Origin of the sequence: Actinomadura luteofluorescens, from assembly GCF_013409365.1 — a bacterium.
Taxonomy (GTDB): domain Bacteria; phylum Actinomycetota; class Actinomycetes; order Streptosporangiales; family Streptosporangiaceae; genus Spirillospora; species Spirillospora luteofluorescens.
Genome location: NZ_JACCBA010000001.1, coordinates 3,913,699 through 3,929,734, shown reverse-complemented (window position 1 = coordinate 3,929,734; position 16,036 = coordinate 3,913,699). Strand labels below are relative to the sequence as shown.

Genomic DNA, 16,036 nt, shown 5'->3' with positions numbered 1-16,036 from the left:
GCTCAATACATCCATTTTTCGGGCGACCAAATATTGGGCCACCGCCCGGACCGGGATGCTTTCGGAGCCGCGCTGCCAGTTCGGGAGCCGGATCGGTCAGGGCCGTACGGGGACGGGCGGGATGTCGGCCAGGCAGGAGGTGCCTCGGATCTTCAGGCCGCGGATGAAGCCGGTCTGTATCGCGGCCACGCAGCCGCTGGGTTCCTGTTCGGCCACGTGACCGACGTTCGGCACCTCGACGACCGTGGCGTGACGGAACTGGCGCGCGGCCTGGCGGCCCATGCTGGTCGGGGTGTTGGCGTCCAGGTCGCCGGAGACCACCAGGACCGGGACGTCGGGGAGCGGGCCGTCGGTCGGCTGCACTGGGCCGTGGCGGTCGGGCCAGCGGATGCAGGCGTTGCCCTGGTCGTAGCTCATGCTGGTCCAGGCCGTCTTGCCGAAGGGCCAGTAGGTCCGCTCGGACAGTGCCGCGCGTCCGGCCGAGAACTGCCGGAGCCTGGTGGGGACCGGTGCTCGGCGGTTCCACAGGGTCGGGTAGTCGTTGCACATCACGGCCGCGGCCAGTTCGGGATTGAAGGGTTGCTCCTCGGCGCGGCGGAGCGCCGAACCGCTCAGCGGGGATGTCTGCCGGGCGGCGTCGACCAGCGCCGTGTCATCGGCGTGCAGGGCCTTGCGGACCATGGCGGGCAGGTCGCCGATCCCGGCGGGGGCCGACTTGGCCGAGTCGTAGATGATCGCGGCCAGTGCGGTGTCGTCCAGCAGCCGCCGCTGACCGTCCAGCGTGTAGGGGATCGGCCGTGCGCGCAGCCGCTGGGAGAGCCGCGCGGTGTCGCGCAGGACCTGGTCGCCGTCGCAGGCGCCCGCGCTGCGCCGGCACATCAGCCGCAGCGCTCGGCGGGCGGCGCTCGCGTTGGGGCGCGCCCACATGTCGAAGTCGAGCGGGTAGGCGCTGGAGAGCACCACCGAGCGCACCCGGCCGGGATGACGCTGGGCGTAGACGGTCATGAGGTAGGTGCCGTAGGACTCCCCGAACAGGTCCAGCCGCCTGATCCGCAGCCTGGCGCGGACGGCGTCGATGTCGTCGGCGGTCTCGGCCGAGCTGTAGCCGCGCGCGCGGACCCCCAGCGTCCGGCCGCACTCGCCGACCGCCCGGACGAACCCGTCACGGGTCGCGGGCAGCGAGCCGAGGGCCCCGCAGGTGACCGGATCGGAGCGGTTCACCCCGCGCGGATCGACCAGCAGCAGGTCGTGGTCCTCCAGCAGGCCGCGGAACATCCGCGCGTACCTGGAGGCGGACGCGATCGCCGAGTCGCCGGGGCCTCCCGGGTTGATCGTCACCGTTCCCCCGGCGGGACGGGACGTGTCGCGGTGTCCGATCAACGTGTAGGCGACGGTGGTGCTGCCGAGGTCGGGACGCGCCCGTACCAGCGGCACCCGCACCGTCCCGCACACCGCACGGGCCACCGGCACGCAGTTGACCGACTCGCTCCGCGGCGCCTGCTGAGGCGTCCCGGCTCCCGCCGGCGCGGCGGCCATGCCGCCGGCCGCGACCACGGCGAGCGCGGCCGCCGGCAGTCCCACCACTCTGGAGATCAGTTGCATGCACGGAGAATGAACGCCGGCCCGCCGACCGCGCATCGCCCCGCAAGGGGAACCCCCCACCCCTACCCGAGAGTGATCGAACCGGGCCATGGCGCGCCGCGCGGCGGTCGTGGGCGACACGTCACCGGGCTGGTCGGTCCGGGACGCTGCTGGTCGGTCCGGGACGCCGCTTCCCGCGCGTCAGGTGGGTGGTTCTTCGCGCAGGGCTCTGCGGAGGATCTTGCCGGAGACGCTCTTGGGCAGTTCTTCCTCGATCCGTACTCGTGCCGGCGCCTTGTAGACGGCCAGCCGCTCGCGGCAGAAGGCGCGCAGTTCCTCGGCGGTGACGGTGGCGCCGGGCCGCAGGCTGACATGGGCGTGGACGGTCTCACCGCGGTAGGGGTCGGGGACGCCGATGACGGCAGCCTCCCGCACGTCGGGGTGCTCGTACAGGACGTCCTCCACCTCGCGCGGCCAGATCTTGTAGCCGGCGGCCACGATCATGTCCTTCTTGCGGTCGACCAGGTAGACCCAGCCCGCGGTGTCCATGAAGCCGACGTCGCCGGTGAGCAGCACCCCGTCCGGGAAGGAGGCGCGGGTCTGCCCGGGGTTGCGCCAGTACCCGGCGGCGACCTGCGGGCCGGTGATCGCCAGCTCGCCGATCTCGCCCGGCGGGAGGGGCTCTCCCCGCTCGTCGCGGATCTCCACGTGGACGCTCGGCAGGGGGACGCCGATCGCGAGGGCGCCGGACGCCTCGTCGACCGGCGCCGTCCTGCCGAGCGGGACGGCCACGGCGGCCGATGTCGTCTCCGTCAGCCCGTAGGCGTTGTGGACGTAGGTGCCGAACGCGTCGGCGAACGCGCGCACCGTGGCCGCGGGGACGGGGGCTCCGCCGCTGAGGACCTTCGTCAGCGAGCTCAGGTCGCGGTCGCGGGCGGCGGGCTCGTTGAGCAGCGCGATGAACGCGGTGATCGACCCGATGGTGAAGGTCGGCCGGTGGTGCTCGACGAGGGCGGCGGTCGTGGCGGCGTCGAAGCGGTGGGTGAGGACGAGCGGCAGCCCCGCGCCGAGGCCGAGGGCCAGGTGCATCGCGAGGCCGGTGATGTGGAACAGCGGGGCGATGGTGAGGACGGAGTCGCGCTCGTCCAGGCCGATCCAGGCGCGGCAGGCCGCGACCTGGTACGCGAGGTTGCGGTGGGTGTTGATCGCGCCCTTGGCGGGGCCGGTCGTCCCGGACGTGTAGCTGAGCAGCGCGGCGTCGCCGGGACGGGGGGAGACCGGGGCCCGGGGGACGCCGCCCTCATCGAGGATCGCGAGGACGTCGTCCGGCTCCTGCGGCCACGGGCCGCCCAGGTCGCCGGCGAACGCGCCGCCGCGGGAGTACAGGACGTGCTCTGGGGCGCCGCCCGCGGGAAGGGCCGCGACCTCCGCGCGCGCGGAGGGGTGGGCCACCAGGACCCGGGCGCCCGAGTCGGCGAGCAGGTGGGCCAGTTCCCGCGCCTTGTACATCGGGTTGACCGGCACGACCGTGCCGCCGAGTTTCCACACGGCGAGCACGGCCAGCACGCAGGCGGGGGTGTTCTGCAACGCCACCGCGACCCGGTCCCCGGCGCCGACGCCGCGCCGTTCGAGTCCCGCCGCGAACGCGTCGCTCAGCCTGTCGGTCCCGGCGCGGTCGAGGGTCGCACCGAAGTAGCGGATTTGCGGTGCGTCCGGGCGGGCGGCGGCGTGGCGGCGGAACATCTCCACGACGTTCTCCGGCCCGGGGTCGATCTCCCCGGGGACGCCCTCGCCGTACAGGGAGTGCCAGTGGGGGCTCACGCGGTGACTCCCTTCGACGTCCGGTCCGGGCGCGGCTCCTCGTCGATGCCCAGGTGCCGTGCGATGGTCGCCGGGTCCCGCTCCAGCTCCTCCGGGGTGCCCTCGGCGACGATCGCCCCCCGCTGGACGAGGCAGGCGTGGTCGGCCAGCGGGAAGGCGAGCGCGGCGTTCTGCTCGACCAGGAGCATCGTCATGCCCGAGGCCCGGATCGCGGTGATCGCGGAGAAGACGGTGTCCACCATGGCGGGGGACAGGCCCATCGAGGGCTCGTCCAGCAGCAGGACGGACGGGGCGGTCATCAGCGCGCGGCCGATCGCCAGCATCTGCTGTTCGCCGCCGGACATGAGCGCGGCGGTCTGCGCGCGGCGCTCGGCCAGCCGGGGGAACAGGTCGTACACCTCGTCGACCAGGGCGGTGCGGCGCCGGCCGCGGGCGTAGGCGGACAGGTCCAGGTTCTCCTGGACGGTGAGGCACCCGACGACCATCCGGCCCTCGGGGACGAGCGCCAGCCCCCGGCGGGCCACCCGGTGGGCGGGCATGCCGGTGATGTCCGCCCCGTCGAACAGGACGCGTCCGCCGGACGGCCGGAGCAGTCCGCCGATCGCGCTCATCGTGCTCGACTTCCCCGCGCCGTTGGCGCCGAGCAGGGCGGTGACACCGCCCTTGCCGATGGCGATGTCGAGGCCCGCGACGGCGCGGATGGAACCGTAGGTCACCTCGAGCGACTCGACGGTCAGCATGGTGTGGCCCCTTCCTCTCATTTGCCGAAGTACGCCTTGCGCACCTCGGGCCGGCGCAGGCAGACGTCGGGGTCGTCGCAGGCGATGACCTCGCCCGACGCCAGGACGGCGACCTGGTCGCAGATGGTCTGGATCAGCCGCATGTTGTGCTCCACCACGACGATGGTGGTGCCGTCGTCGCGCAGTCTCGTGATCAGGTCCCCGATCCCGCCCCAGTCGGCGGCGTTCATGCCGGCCGTGGGCTCGTCCAGCAGGAGCAGCCGGGGGCGCGACGCCAGCGCCCGCGCGATCTCCAGCCGCCGCTGGTCGCCGTAGGGGAGGGTCTCGGCGAGCCGGCCGGCGGCGTCGCGCAGGCCGACGGCGTCGAGGGCTTCGAGCGCCCGCTCCCGCAGTTCGCGGAGTTCGGCGCGGGCGCGCGGCGTCCCGGCGAGCCCGCGCACGCTGCCGACGCGCCGGTGCCGGTACGCGCCGGCCAGCACCTGTTCCAGGACGGTGAGGCCGCGCAGGAGCCGGATGTTCTGGAACGTCCGGGCCACGCCCTTCCTGGCGAGGGCGGCCGCCCGCAGGTCGTGGCAGGCGTCGCCGAACAGGGCGATGGAACCGGCGTCGGCGGGCATCAGGCCGCTGACGATGTTCAGCAGCGTCGTCTTGCCCGCCCCGTTCGGGCCGGCGATGCCGAAGACGGTGTCGCGCGGGACGGTGATGCCGACGGACGTCAGCACGTTCAGCCCGCCGAACCGCTTGGCCAGCCCGTCGATGACGAGGGCGTCCCCGGTCATGACCGCACCTCCACGGGTCCGGCCGCGGCGCCGGCCGCCGGGGCGGCGGGGGCCCGCCGCTCCCGCAGCCTGCGCCAGCGCAGCGGGTCCACCAGCCCGCCCGGCACCCAGATCATGATGACCAGCAGCAGGGCGCCGTTGATGATGGACTGGCCCTGGCCGACGAACTGGTTGACGTACACCGGCAGCCCGGTGAAGACGACCGCGCCGATGACCGACCCGAACCAGTGGTACGCGCCGCCGAGGACGACGCAGGCGATGACCGTGACGGCCAGGTCGATGTAGAAGGTGTCCGGGTCGATGTAGCGCAGCAGCCCGGCCTGAAGGACGCCGGCGACGCCGCCGAGGACGCCGCTGATGACGAACGCGGCCACCTGGACGCGGCGCACCCGCACGCCCATGGTGGCGGCGGCCGTCGGGTCCTCGCGCGTCGCGACCGCCGCGGTCCCGAACCGGGACCGGGCGAGGCGGGCCAGCAGCAGGCACGCCACCGCCACGACCAGCACGAGCTCCCACAGGTGGACCTCCGCCGGTACGACCTCGCCCGCGGAGCCGCCGGTGAGGTCGCCGAGGTTGACCACGATCACCCGGGTCACGAGGATCAGGGCGACCGTGGCGAGCGCCATCCAGTGGTCCGCCAGCCGGATGAGCAGCACGCCGGCCGCGCCGGCCAGCACGCCGCCGCCGATTCCGCCGGCGGCCAGCGAGGGCCACAGCCCGAGCCCCGCCGACGACATCAGGTGCGTCGCGGTGAACGCCCCGACGGCGGCGAAGCTCACGGTGGCGAAGCTGAGCAGCCCCGCCCACAGCGTCACGTACGTGCTGAGCGCGAGCAGCGCACCGGCGAGCGCGAACTCGACGGCGCTGGTCAGCAGCGTGAGTTGGGTTCCCATCGCTAGGCCCTCCCCAGTTCGACGGTCCGGAACAGGCCGCGCGGCCGGGCGACCAGGACGACGAGCAGCAGCCCGAACGTGATCGCGTCCTGGAAGGAGTTGGAGATGTACTGGGCCGACAGCACCTGGACGATGCCGATCATGAACCCGCCGAACGCGGCGCCTCGCGCGTCCCCCATGCCTCCGATGACGACCGCGGCGAAGCCCTGGAGCAGCAGCCCGTCCCCCAGGGCGAAGGTGAAGGTCTGGTTGTCGGCGTAGAGCACCCCGGCGAGCCCGGTCGCGGCCCCGGCCAGCGCCGCCGCGGTGAGGATGGCCGTGCGCGGGTTGACGCCGCCGAGCATCGCTGCGCCGCGGTCGTGTCCGACGGCGCGGATGGCCGCGCCCAGCCTGGTGTGCCGGAACAGCAGGTGGATCAGCGTGGTCACCGCCACCGCGCAGACCACGGCGATGATCTGGGTGGTCAGCACCCGGACCCCGCCGATGTGCAGGAGGCCGCCCGGCACCGTGCCGGGCGGGAAGCCGAGGGGGGCGGCGCCGGTGGCCAGGCTGGCCACCTCCCGCAGGGCGATCCACAGCGCCACGCTGGTGATGATCGTGCCGAGCAGCTGCTCGCCGCCGCGCGAGCGCAGCGGCTGGAAGGCGACCTGGTCCACCATGACCGCCGTCAGCGCTCCCCCCGCCATGCCGGCCACGCAGGCGACGGCGAACGGCAGCCCGAGCTCCGCGACCGCCCAGTAGGCGACGAGCGCGCCCCAGGTCGCGTAGACGCCCTGCGCGAGGTTCAGGATCCGCATTGTCGAGAACACCACGCCGAAGCCGACCGCGAACAACGCGTAGACGGCGCCGAGCGCGATGCCGTTGATGAGTTGCTGGACGAACAGCATGCTCAGTTCACCGGGCCTTTCAGGAAGCACTCCGGCCGGACGGCGTCCATTCGGTCTGGCGTCCGTCCTTGGTCCAGGTGATGTGCACGATGCTGTCGGGGGCGTGGAGCTGGCCGTTCTCGAACCGCACCGACCCGTAGATGGTGCCGTCGAGGCTCTTGATGTTCGACAGCGCCTTGGTGACGCTTTCGCGCGTGACGTCCTTGCCCGCGTTCTTCGCGGCCGTGGCCATCATGTACGCGGCCATGTAGCCCTGGGCCGCGTAGTCGTCGGGGTCCGTCCCGTACTTGGCCTTGTAGCTCTGGGCGAACTTCTGGCCCTGGGCGCTGGCCTTGCCGGCGAAGAAGTAGACGGGGAAGGGGACGTCCGCGAGCGTCTGCCCGGCGGCCTTGAACGCCCCGGGGCTCCCGATCGTCTCGGCCGTCACGATCAGCCCCCGGTAGCCGCGGCTGCGCAGTGCCTTGATCAGCGAGATGGACGACTGCTGGAGCGCGGCGATGACGACGGCCTCCGGGTTCTTGGCCATGAGCTGGCCCGCCGCGCCGCTGAAGTCGGTCTGCGCGGCGAGGGTGTTGACCGTTCCGAGGTCCCGGACCCCGGTTCCGGCGAAGCCCTCCTGGAAGCTCTTGAGCTGGGAGACCCAGCCGGAGTTGTCCTGGGTGACCGCGTAGGCGACCGAGGCGGGCTTGGCCTGCGCGACCACCTTCCGCGCCAGGCTCCGGTTCGCGTCCTGGGGCAGGGTCGTGGTGCGCACCACGTACGGCGGGTCCTCCAGGCCGAGGTCGGTGGCGCCGTAGATGTCCAGCGGCAGCTTGGCGGCCGACGTGATGGGCTTCACCGCCCCGGCCACCGGCGACAGGATGCAGCAGATCGCGCCCACGACGCCCTGGTCCCCGGCGAGCTGCTTGGCCTGCTCGACGGCGCGCGCCGGGTTCTCGGCGCCCTCCTTCCTCACCAGCTTGATCTTGCGTCCGCCGCCCAGGTAGTCCTCCTGGTTGAGCTGGTCGATGGCCAGCTGGGTGCCGTTGCCGAAGGTCTGCCCGGCGAAGGCGACGGGCCCGGTGGTCGCGGTGATGAAACCGATCTTGATCTCGCCGCTCTGCGTTCCGCTGTCGCACGCCGCGGCCAGCAGGAGGGAGGCGGCCGTGGCGACGGCGAGCGCTGCGCGCCGCCTGCGGCGGACGGTGGGTCGTGCCATGGGGTGGTCTCCTCGGAGAAGGCGCCGTCAGGCGGCGGCGAGATAGTCCCGGTAGCGCCGGACGGTCTCGGCGACCGCGGCGGGATCCTGGTCGGGGTACCAGCAGGTCGCGGGCGTGGTGGCGAGGGTGACGCCGTCCGGTGCCGCGGAGCGCAGGGCCGGGAGGTTGTCGGCCAGCATGTCGTCGGGCCCGGCGCAGATCAGCGCCGGCACCGTGAGCTTCGGCAGCCGGTCCCGGGTCGGGTACCGGAAGGCCGCCGCGTAACTGAGGTGGTAGGTCGGGCCGCTCTGGAGAAGGCCCACGGTCCAGTCGTGCAGTTCGCGGGCGCGCGGGACCCGCAGCGGACGGTCGGCTGCGGTCCGGTCCCGGTACCACGGCCAGAACAGGAACATGTCGTGCCGCATGCCCCACGCCCGCACCAGGTGGGAGCCGAAACGGTCCGCCCGCAGGGGCGGCAGGTAGTGCTCCAGGATGTCGGCGGTGAAGTCGGGCGGCAGCAGGGGCGGCGCCTCCAGGACGGCGCGCCGCACCAGGTCGGCTCGGCGCACGCACATCTCCAGCGCGATCAGTGCTCCGGTGTGCGTGCCCCAGAGGAACGCCGGGCAGCCCGCGTGCCGCTCGGCGACCTCGGCCATCACGTCGGCGAGCCGGCCGATGTCGATCCCGTCGCGCCACGGCTTGTCGGATTCGCCGTTGCCCGGGTAGTCCGGGGCGATCACGTGGAAGTCCTCGGCCAGACCGCGCATCAGCGGTTCGAGGAGCCCCGCCGACCCGGGTGCCGAATGCAGCGCGAGCAGGGGCGGCGCCGCCGGGTCTCCCGCGAGGCGCACGTGGATCTGCCCCACCGAGGTGTCGGTGAACGCGCGCCGGATCGCCGTCTCCCGGATGACGACCGGGCTGGACGGCGTCCCGCACGCCTGACCTCCGGCCAGGGGCAGCGCCCGCCGTGCGCGGTCACGCGCCGCCTCCGGCCTGTCCGGCGACGTCCCGTCCGGCGTCTCGGGCGCGGGGTGCCCGTGGGCCTTCGACAGCCTGCCGAGCCACTCGTGGACGGATGTCGGGCCGGTGCCCTCCGGGTTGACCTGGGCGGTGACCGGACGGCCGCCGGCGAGCGGGTCCTCGCCCGCGCGGCACCAGGTCTGCCACAGTGCGGTGAAGGCCTCGGGCCGCTCCGCGAACGCGACGACGGTGCGGTCCAGCGCGGCCGGGCTGGGCAGTTCGGCCCGTCCCGGCACCGTCGCGCGCTCCGAGCCCGGCGCGAACAGATGGGCGTTCCGCACCGTCTGCCACAGCCGAGACAGGTGGGTGCCGTCGCCGCGCGGCGTGACGTCGGGTGGCGCGGTCTCCCGCGCGGCTGTGAGATGGCCGCGGTCCACCTGGACGAGTTCGCGGCAGCCCGGGACACGTCCCGCGACGGCCGCGGCCAGGTCGCAGCTCATGTCCAGCCCGACGACGGTGTGGACGCCCAGGGCGCCCGCCACCTGGGCGAGCGCGTCCGCGGCCGCGCCGACGCCGTCGGCCGCTCCGGGCGCGGACCCGCCCACTCCCGGCAGATCGGCCACCGCCACCGGATGCCCGGGCGCGCAGAGCGCGATCTCCTCCGTGAGCGGCCGGCCCGACCAGCGGATGCCCGGCAGCACCAGCACGCCCGGACGGTCGTCCGTGAGCCAGACGCGGATCTGGCCGTGGCCGGTGTCGAAATGGCGTCCCCGCATGTCAGCCCTCCGCCGGCTTCCGGCGGGCGTGCTCGCGCAGCAGCAGGTTCAGGCTGCCGCCGGCCTCGATGACCTTGACGACGCGCTCGCTGGGCGGGGAGCCCGCCAGCTCGGTGCCGTCCGCCAGCCGCACCCGGGCCCTGCGCCAGTCGACCTCGACGGCGTCGAACCGCCGCACGGCCGAGGCGATGCCCGGCACGGTCACCAGCGGCATCCCGTTGTAGGTCTCACCGCGCCAGAAGCCGGGGGAGAACGACTCGGCGAGGACGGCGCTGATGCCCGCGTTCCGCAGCGCGACCAGCGGCGGGTAGTGCGGGTGCCCGTAACCGAAGTTGCGTCCGCCCACCACCACGTCCCCGGGCTCGACGCTGTCCACGAAACCGGGGTCGAAGGCCCGCATGCAGACGGCGCGCAGCTTGTCGGCGTCGTAGTACTTGATGTTCTCCACGCCGACGATCAGGTCGACGTCGAAGTCGTCGCCGAACACCCAGGCGACGCGTCCGCGCAGGACGCCGGGCACGACGGGCGCCGTCACGCCATCACCTCCCGCGGGTCGGTGATGCGGCCGGCCACGGCGCTGGCCGCGACGGTGTAGGCCGATCCCATGTAGATGTCGGCGCCGGGGCTGCCCATGCGCCCCGAGATGTTCAGCACCCCGGTGGAGATGCAGCTCTCGCCCTCCTGGAGCGGCCTGGCGTAGCCGAAGCAGAAGTCGCAGCTGGAGACGGCCACGTCCGCCCCGGCCTCGCGCAGCACGTCCAGCAGCCCCTCCTCCTCGGCCTGCCGGTGGATGACCTGCGAGGTCGGGACGACGTTGAGCTGCACGCCGGAGGCGACGCGGCGGCCGCGCAGGATCTCGGCCGCGGCCCTGATGTCCTCGATCCGGCCGCTGGCGCAGGAGCCGATGAACGCGCGGGTGATGGGCGTCCCGGCGGCCTCGTCCACGCCGAGGGTGTTGGCGGCACGGGCCGATCCGGGGAGCACGACCCTGGGGCGCAGGGTGTCGAGGTCGATCCGGTGGGTCGCGGCATAGGAGGCGCCCGGGTCGCTGGACAGCGGCTCGAACTCCGTGCGGGCGACGCGCCGGGCGTACTCCAGGGACAGCCCGTCGGGGTTGAAGACGGCCGAGACGGCGCCGGTGAACATGGCCATCCCGCACAGGCCCTGCCGGCGGCCGATGCTCATCGCCTCCGCGCCGGGGCCGGTGAACTCCATGACCTGGTGCGCGCAGCCGTCCGCGCCGACCCGGGAGATGATCTCGTGGATGAGGTCGCGGTTGTCGACGCCGGGGGCGAACGCGCCGGTGAGGTCGAAGCGCGTGGAGGCGGGCACGTCCAGGAAGATCCGGCCGCTGACCCAGGCCTCCAGCAGGTCCCGGCGCACGCCCCAGCCGAGGGCGCCGAACGCGCCGAGCCCGCTGATGTGCCCGTCGAAGTGGATGAGGAACGTTCCAGGCAGCGCGTACCCCATCTCGGCCGCCACCTGGTGGCCGATGCCGCGGCCCTCGTGCACGGTGATGCCGTAGAACTCGCCCCAGCGCCGGGTGACGTCGTGGACCTGCCGCTCGCGGCCGTCGCCCTTGGACAGCATGTGGTCGATGAAGATCAGGTAGCGCTCGGGGTCGTCGACCTCGGTGATCCCGAAGTCGTCGTGCATCTGCTTGAACATCAGGTCGGTGTAGCCGGGGAAGTCGTAGGCCACCATGTAGTCCGGCCGGAAGGCGTGGTTCTGCCCGGCGCGCACGCCGTCGAGCCCGGCCGCGCGGGCGAGGATCTTCTCGGTGATGGTCCGCGCCGTCCCGGCCGGGGGCGCGGGGTCCTGGTCCGTGCTGGTCATCCGCACTCCCTTCTCAGGCTCCGGTCGCGGGCAGGTACTTCTCCTGCGCCTTCTCGATGTCGGCGAAGCCGATCAGGTCGACGAAGTCGTGGTGGGGGAGCGCGTCCGCGCTGACCTCGGCGGGCGGCTCCCCGGACCGCAGCCGGCGGAGCGTCGCGCGCATCGCCCCGGTGGCGGACAGGAGGATCTGCGTGGGCAGGAGCGCCAGCCGCACGCCGACCTCGCGCAGCACCTCCGGGGTGAAGTCGCGCTCGACCCAGGTGGACGCGGTGAGCGTGGCCATCAGCGGGACGCCGGCGCGCTCGGCGCAGGCGGCCCACTCGTCGACGCCGGTGAAGGTCCTGGTGACCGGCATGATCATCTCGGCGCCCGCGGCGGCGTAGGCCTCCGCCCGCTCCAGCGCCTCCTCGCCCGCCGTGTCGGTGCGGGCGATCACCACCAGCCGGTCGCCGGCCGCGTCGCGGACGGCCCGGATCTTCCCGGCGGCCTCCTCCAGGGAGATCACCGGGACGGGGTCGCCGACGCAGATCGGGCAGCGCTTCGGGGCCTCCTGGTCCTCCATGAAGACCGCGGCGACCCCCGCGTCGGCGAACCGGCGGGCCGTCCGGGCGGCGTTCAGGGCGTTGCCGTAGCCGGTGTCGATGTCGGCGATGACCGGCAGGTCGCTCGCCTCGGCGATCCTGCGGACGGCGTCGAGGTTCTCCGACATCGTGTACAGCTCCGCGTCGGGCAGGCCGAGTGCCGCGGAGATCGCGAAGCCCGAGGCGCAGAGGGCCGGGAAGCCGGCCTGCTCGGCCAGGCGGGCGGTCAGCCCGTCCCATACGCCGGGGGCGAAGACCACGTCGTCTGCCATCAGTTCACGGAGGCGCGTCGCTGTCATGGCCAGCCTTTCCGGATAGCGGAACAGATTTCGGGGATGACACTAGATACCGGTTTCGTGGCTGTCAATGAGTTCGATCCGGCGAGATCCGATCAGAAGAGGGCTGGTCAAAGGGATTCGGCGGGAGTGTTGACGGCGCCGAAGCTCTCGTGTGATAGTCCGTCATCCGGAACATCTTCCGATCGATGCGCGGCTGGGGGAGCACATGGACACGTTCTGGCCGGGGCTCGGCGCGAACTGGGGCCGCTGGGGGGACGAGGACGAGCGCGGCGCGCTCAACCTCGCCGGACCCGAGCGCGTCCGCGCCGCCGCGGGCGGCGTCCGCACCGGCCGCGCGATCTCGCTGACCAGACCGCTCAGGAACGGACTGCCGGCCTACTACCCCCGCGCCGGCGACACCGCCTTCGAACACCAGATGATCACGTGGTGGGGCTCCAACGCGGGCGGCGACGTCCAGGCCGCGAGTGACCGGCTGACCTCCGAGTGCCACGGCCTGGAGATCACGCACATGGACGCGCTGAGCCACATCGGGCACCGCGGCCGCGGGTACGGAGGCCGCGACTTCGCGTCGATGACCGGCCCGGACGGCGCGGCCCGATGCGACATCACGGCCGCCGTCCCCGTGGTGACCCGCGCCGTCCTGGCCGACATCCCGCGGCTGCGCGGGGTGGAGCACCTTCCCGCCGGCACGGCCGTCGGCCACGACGAACTCGCCGCCGCCGCGCCCGGCCTCGGCCCGGGCGACGCGCTGATCGTCCGCACCGGCCGGTGGAGCGCGCCCGCGCCCGCGCCCGCCCCCGACTCCGGCGACCGGTACGGGCACCTGTCCGGCCTGCACCCCGACGCGCTGCGCTTCGTCGCCGACCGGGACGCCGCCGTGGTCGGGACGGACGGCCCCGGCGACGCCTTCCCCGTCGCGGTCGACGACTGCCGGCTCCCGGTGCACGTGCTCGCGCTCGTCTACCTGGGCGTCCACCTCGTGCACAGCATGGCGCTCGACGAACTGGCGGACGCGCTCGCCGCCGAGGGCCGCGACGACTTCATGCTCGTCATCGGCCCGCTGGCCGTCCCCGGAGGCACCGGCTCGCCGGTCACCCCCGTCGCCGTGCTCTGAGGGCGAACGGTGCTCCACCCGAAACGCAGCCCGTCGAGGAGGCACATGCCCCCCGCCACCACGGCCGAGAGGTGAACATGGAACGCACCGTCGACTTCCTGTGCGTCGGAGGCGGCCTCGGCGGCCTGGCCGGTGCCGTCCGCGCCCACGACCTCGGGGCGGACGTCCTGGTCGTGGAACGGTCCGACATGGTGGGCGGCGTGGCCGCCTACAGCGGCGGCTTCGTCTGGGTCGGCGCCAGCGGCCCTGGCCGGCGGCGACGACTCGCTCGCCGCGACCGAGGCGTACATGGACCACGTTCAGGGGGAGGGCCGTCCGGTCGACCGCCGCGCCCGGCGCGCCTACCTGGAACTCGCCGTCGAGGCCACCCGGTGGTACCGCGCGGCCGGCGTGCCGTTCGAGGTGATCCGCGACTGCCCCGATCTCTATCACCCGGCACCGGGATCGACCGCCGAAGGGCGCCTGCTGGAGTGCGTCCTCCCCGGCGCGGCCCTCGGCGCCTGGCGGGACAAGCTGAGGCCGAGCCCCTACTACGAGATCGGCGTGCCGCGGAGCGACATCTATTCCGCGCGTGCCCTCGACCCCGCCGACGACCGGCGGCGCGGCGCCGAACAGGACCTGCTCACGCACGGCTCCGGCCTTTCGGCGGCGTTCGTCCGCGCGGCGCTCGTCGAGCGCGGCGTCGACTGCCTCCTGCGGCACCGCGCGACCGAGCTCCTGACGGACGGCAACGCGGTCACGGGCGCGGTCCTCGAAGGGCCGGACGGACGCGTGACGGTGAGGGCCAGGCACGGCGTGCTGATCGCCTCCGGCGGGTACGGCTACGCCCCCGACGCCGGCGAGCTGGAGGACGTCCCCGCCCTCGTCGAATCCGCACCGCCCGTCGTGGAGGGCGACGCCCTGCTGCTGGCGCAGCGGGCGGGCGCGGCGACCGTCCGGGGCGCCGACCCCTTCTTCAGCGTGGGCTTCCACTTCCCCGGGGAGACCCACCCCGGCAGCGACGTGCCGCTGTGCCGGCCGCTGCTGGAGCATCTCGGACTGCCGCACTCGATGATCGTCAACCGGGACGGGCGCCGCTTCGGCGACGAGAGCTACTACGGCGCGCTGATCGGGGCGCTGCGCCGCTTCGACGGCAGGAACAAGCGGTGGGCCAACCACCCCTGCTGGTTCCTGGCCGACGAGGAGTTCCACCGCCGCTACCGGCTGGGACCCTACGGACCGGGGGACCCCTGGCCGGACTCGATCGTCCGCGCGGACTCGCCGGAGGAGCTCGCGCGCGCCGCGGGCATCGACCCCGACGGGCTGGCCGCGACTTTCGCGACCTACAACGGGAACGCGGAACGCGGCGAGGACCCGGAGTTCCACCGCGGCTCCCTCCCCTTCATCCGCCGCGCCTACGGCGATCCCCTCCACACGCCCAACCCGAACCTCGGCCCGCTCGCCACACCGCCCTACTACGCCCTCCCCCTGTCGATCGTCGGCTTCGGGATGGGCACGCTCGGGCTGTGGATCGACGGCCACGCCCGCGTCAGACGGCGGGACGGCTCGACGGTGACCGGCCTCTACGCCACCGGCAACGCCGCCGCCACCAAGGAGCTCAAGGGCTATGTCACCGGCCTCGCGAACGCGCGCAACCACACCTACGCCTACGCCGCGGCCACGCACGCCCTGAGCTCGCCGCCCCCCAGGGATCGATAGAATCGGAATATGGACCGGATTACGGAACGCTCAGGGAGGTCAGATGGCCTCCGATGACCAGGAGGGCCCGGGCGTCGACCCCAAGAACGTCGTGGTGTCGGTGCTCAAGGCCTGCCAGCTCATGGAGAGCTTCACCCGGGAGAGACCCAACCTCACCCTCGCGGACCTCACCGCGGCCACCGGCATGAACAAGACCACGGTCCACCGGCTCGCCGCGACACTGATCCAGGCCGGCTGGCTGACCCGGGGCGAGGGCGCCACCTACCGGCTCACCATGCGCCCCTTCCGCGTCGGCGCCGTCGCGCTCGCCGAACTGAGCCTGCGCAGCGAGGCGGTCCCGTTCCTGCGGGGCCTGGCCGACCGGTTCGGCGACACCGCCTACCTCATGATCCCCGGCCCCGACGGCGCCGTCTGCGTCGACATCTTCCAGGGCAACAACCCCGTACGGGTCAACACGGTCGGCGTCGGGACGGTCCTGCCGTACCACACCGCCGCCGGGCCGGTGGTCATGCTCGCCTTCTCCGCCGAGCTGCGCGAACGCTGGCTCGCCCGCACCCTCGACCAGTACACCTCGCACACGCTGGTCGACGCGGCGACCCTCGAGGAACGGCTCGAAAAGATCGCCCGCGACGGCTACGCGATCAGTGAGGAGGACTACCTCTACGGCGTCGGCGCCGTCGCCGCCCCCGTCTTCGACGCGCAGGGCGAGCTCGCCGCCACCCTCAGCCTGGGCGGAGTCAACGACGGCTTCCGCGGCAGCCGCCTCCTGGAGATCATCGAGGGCGTCACGTCCTCCGCGCGCGAACTCTCCAGTCGCCTGGGCCACTGACGCGCCGCGCCGGCGCGCCCGCCTCCAAGCCCCCCGTCCCGGCGGCTCCACGCACCATGCCCGC

Annotated in this window: 14 protein-coding genes and 1 pseudogene; 4 read left to right on the top strand and 11 right to left on the bottom strand. The window is 73.4% G+C overall.

Annotation, left to right across the window (positions count from 1 at the left end; genetic code table 11):
* Positions 1-96 precede the first annotated feature (96 nt).
* The 11 genes from BJY14_RS18040 to BJY14_RS17990 form a co-directional block, all read right to left on the bottom strand.
* A complete protein-coding gene (locus BJY14_RS18040; RefSeq protein ID WP_179844683.1) occupies positions 97-1,602 on the bottom strand; it encodes an alpha/beta fold hydrolase in 1,506 nt (501 codons plus the stop codon).
* Positions 1,603-1,782: 180 nt separating this feature from the next.
* Complete coding sequence (locus tag BJY14_RS18035) at positions 1,783-3,402, bottom strand: class I adenylate-forming enzyme family protein (protein WP_312879293.1); 1,620 nt, start codon at positions 3,400-3,402, stop codon at positions 1,783-1,785.
* Complete coding sequence (locus tag BJY14_RS18030) at positions 3,399-4,142, bottom strand: ABC transporter ATP-binding protein (protein ID WP_179844682.1); 744 nt, start codon at positions 4,140-4,142, stop codon at positions 3,399-3,401. Before BJY14_RS18030 ends, BJY14_RS18035 begins: the two co-directional genes overlap by 4 nt.
* A 17-nt stretch (positions 4,143-4,159) precedes the next feature.
* Entirely contained in the window at positions 4,160-4,921 is a 762-nt protein-coding gene (locus BJY14_RS18025; RefSeq protein WP_179844681.1) for an ABC transporter ATP-binding protein, read from the bottom strand.
* On the bottom strand, positions 4,918-5,814 hold the full coding sequence (locus BJY14_RS18020; RefSeq protein WP_179844680.1) for a branched-chain amino acid ABC transporter permease: 897 nt from the start codon (positions 5,812-5,814) through the stop codon (positions 4,918-4,920). The genes BJY14_RS18025 and BJY14_RS18020 overlap by 4 nt, the downstream gene beginning before the upstream one ends.
* A gap of 2 nt (positions 5,815-5,816) precedes the next feature.
* Complete coding sequence (locus tag BJY14_RS18015) at positions 5,817-6,701, bottom strand: branched-chain amino acid ABC transporter permease (protein WP_179844679.1); 885 nt, start codon at positions 6,699-6,701, stop codon at positions 5,817-5,819.
* Positions 6,702-6,720: 19 nt separating this feature from the next.
* Positions 6,721-7,899: an ABC transporter substrate-binding protein gene (locus BJY14_RS18010; RefSeq protein WP_179844678.1), complete on the bottom strand. Its 1,179-nt coding sequence runs from the start codon at positions 7,897-7,899 to the stop codon at positions 6,721-6,723.
* Positions 7,900-7,926: 27 nt separating this feature from the next.
* Positions 7,927-9,615 (bottom strand): alpha/beta fold hydrolase, encoded by a 1,689-nt coding sequence (locus BJY14_RS18005; RefSeq protein ID WP_179844677.1) that lies wholly within the window; start codon positions 9,613-9,615, stop codon positions 7,927-7,929.
* 1 nt (position 9,616) lies between these two features.
* A complete protein-coding gene (locus BJY14_RS18000) occupies positions 9,617-10,150 on the bottom strand; it encodes a 3-isopropylmalate dehydratase small subunit (RefSeq protein WP_179844676.1) in 534 nt (177 codons plus the stop codon).
* Positions 10,147-11,451, bottom strand: coding sequence for a 3-isopropylmalate dehydratase large subunit (locus tag BJY14_RS17995; protein ID WP_179844675.1), 1,305 nt, complete (start codon positions 11,449-11,451; stop codon positions 10,147-10,149). Before BJY14_RS17995 ends, BJY14_RS18000 begins: the two co-directional genes overlap by 4 nt.
* Before the next feature lie 13 nt (positions 11,452-11,464).
* A complete protein-coding gene (locus tag BJY14_RS17990; protein WP_218905470.1) occupies positions 11,465-12,304 on the bottom strand; it encodes an isocitrate lyase/PEP mutase family protein in 840 nt (279 codons plus the stop codon).
* A 232-nt stretch (positions 12,305-12,536) separates the two neighbouring features.
* Here BJY14_RS17990 and BJY14_RS17985 point away from each other — a divergent pair, with 232 nt between their 5' ends.
* The 4 genes and pseudogenes from BJY14_RS17985 (at position 12,537) to BJY14_RS17975 (ending at position 15,972) form a co-directional block, all read left to right on the top strand.
* Entirely contained in the window at positions 12,537-13,445 is a 909-nt protein-coding gene (locus tag BJY14_RS17985) for a cyclase family protein (RefSeq protein WP_179844673.1), read from the top strand.
* Between the two features lie 77 nt (positions 13,446-13,522).
* Positions 13,523-13,681 (top strand): annotated as a pseudogene (locus BJY14_RS47720) (FAD-binding protein); the annotation flags it as partial.
* 10 nt (positions 13,682-13,691) lie between these two features.
* Positions 13,692-15,143, top strand: coding sequence for an FAD-binding protein (locus tag BJY14_RS17980; RefSeq protein WP_246396830.1), 1,452 nt, complete (start codon positions 13,692-13,694; stop codon positions 15,141-15,143).
* Between the two features lie 43 nt (positions 15,144-15,186).
* Positions 15,187-15,972 carry an IclR family transcriptional regulator gene (locus BJY14_RS17975; RefSeq protein ID WP_179844671.1) on the top strand — a complete coding sequence of 262 codons (786 nt, stop codon included), beginning with the start codon at positions 15,187-15,189 and terminating at the stop codon, positions 15,970-15,972.
* Positions 15,973-16,036 lie beyond the last annotated feature (64 nt).

Bases quoted from the DNA above. Each gene is read 5' to 3' on its own strand.
- BJY14_RS18040 (WP_179844683.1), bottom strand. From the start codon at position 1,602: ATGCAACTGATCTCCAGAGTGGTGGGACTGCCGGCGGCCGCGCTCGCC.
- BJY14_RS18030 (WP_179844682.1), bottom strand. From the start codon at position 4,142: ATGCTGACCGTCGAGTCGCTCGAGGTGACCTACGGTTCCATCCGCGCC.
- BJY14_RS18025 (WP_179844681.1), bottom strand. From the start codon at position 4,921: ATGACCGGGGACGCCCTCGTCATCGACGGGCTGGCCAAGCGGTTCGGC.
- BJY14_RS18020 (WP_179844680.1), bottom strand. From the start codon at position 5,814: ATGGGAACCCAACTCACGCTGCTGACCAGCGCCGTCGAGTTCGCGCTC.
- BJY14_RS18015 (WP_179844679.1), bottom strand. From the start codon at position 6,701: ATGCTGTTCGTCCAGCAACTCATCAACGGCATCGCGCTCGGCGCCGTC.
- BJY14_RS18010 (WP_179844678.1), bottom strand. From the start codon at position 7,899: ATGGCACGACCCACCGTCCGCCGCAGGCGGCGCGCAGCGCTCGCCGTC.
- BJY14_RS18005 (WP_179844677.1), bottom strand. From the start codon at position 9,615: ATGCGGGGACGCCATTTCGACACCGGCCACGGCCAGATCCGCGTCTGG.
- BJY14_RS17995 (WP_179844675.1), bottom strand. From the start codon at position 11,451: ATGACCAGCACGGACCAGGACCCCGCGCCCCCGGCCGGGACGGCGCGG.
- BJY14_RS17990 (WP_218905470.1), bottom strand. From the start codon at position 12,304: ATGGCAGACGACGTGGTCTTCGCCCCCGGCGTATGGGACGGGCTGACC.
- BJY14_RS17985 (WP_179844673.1), top strand. From the start codon at position 12,537: ATGGACACGTTCTGGCCGGGGCTCGGCGCGAACTGGGGCCGCTGGGGG.
- BJY14_RS17975 (WP_179844671.1), top strand. From the start codon at position 15,187: ATGGCCTCCGATGACCAGGAGGGCCCGGGCGTCGACCCCAAGAACGTC.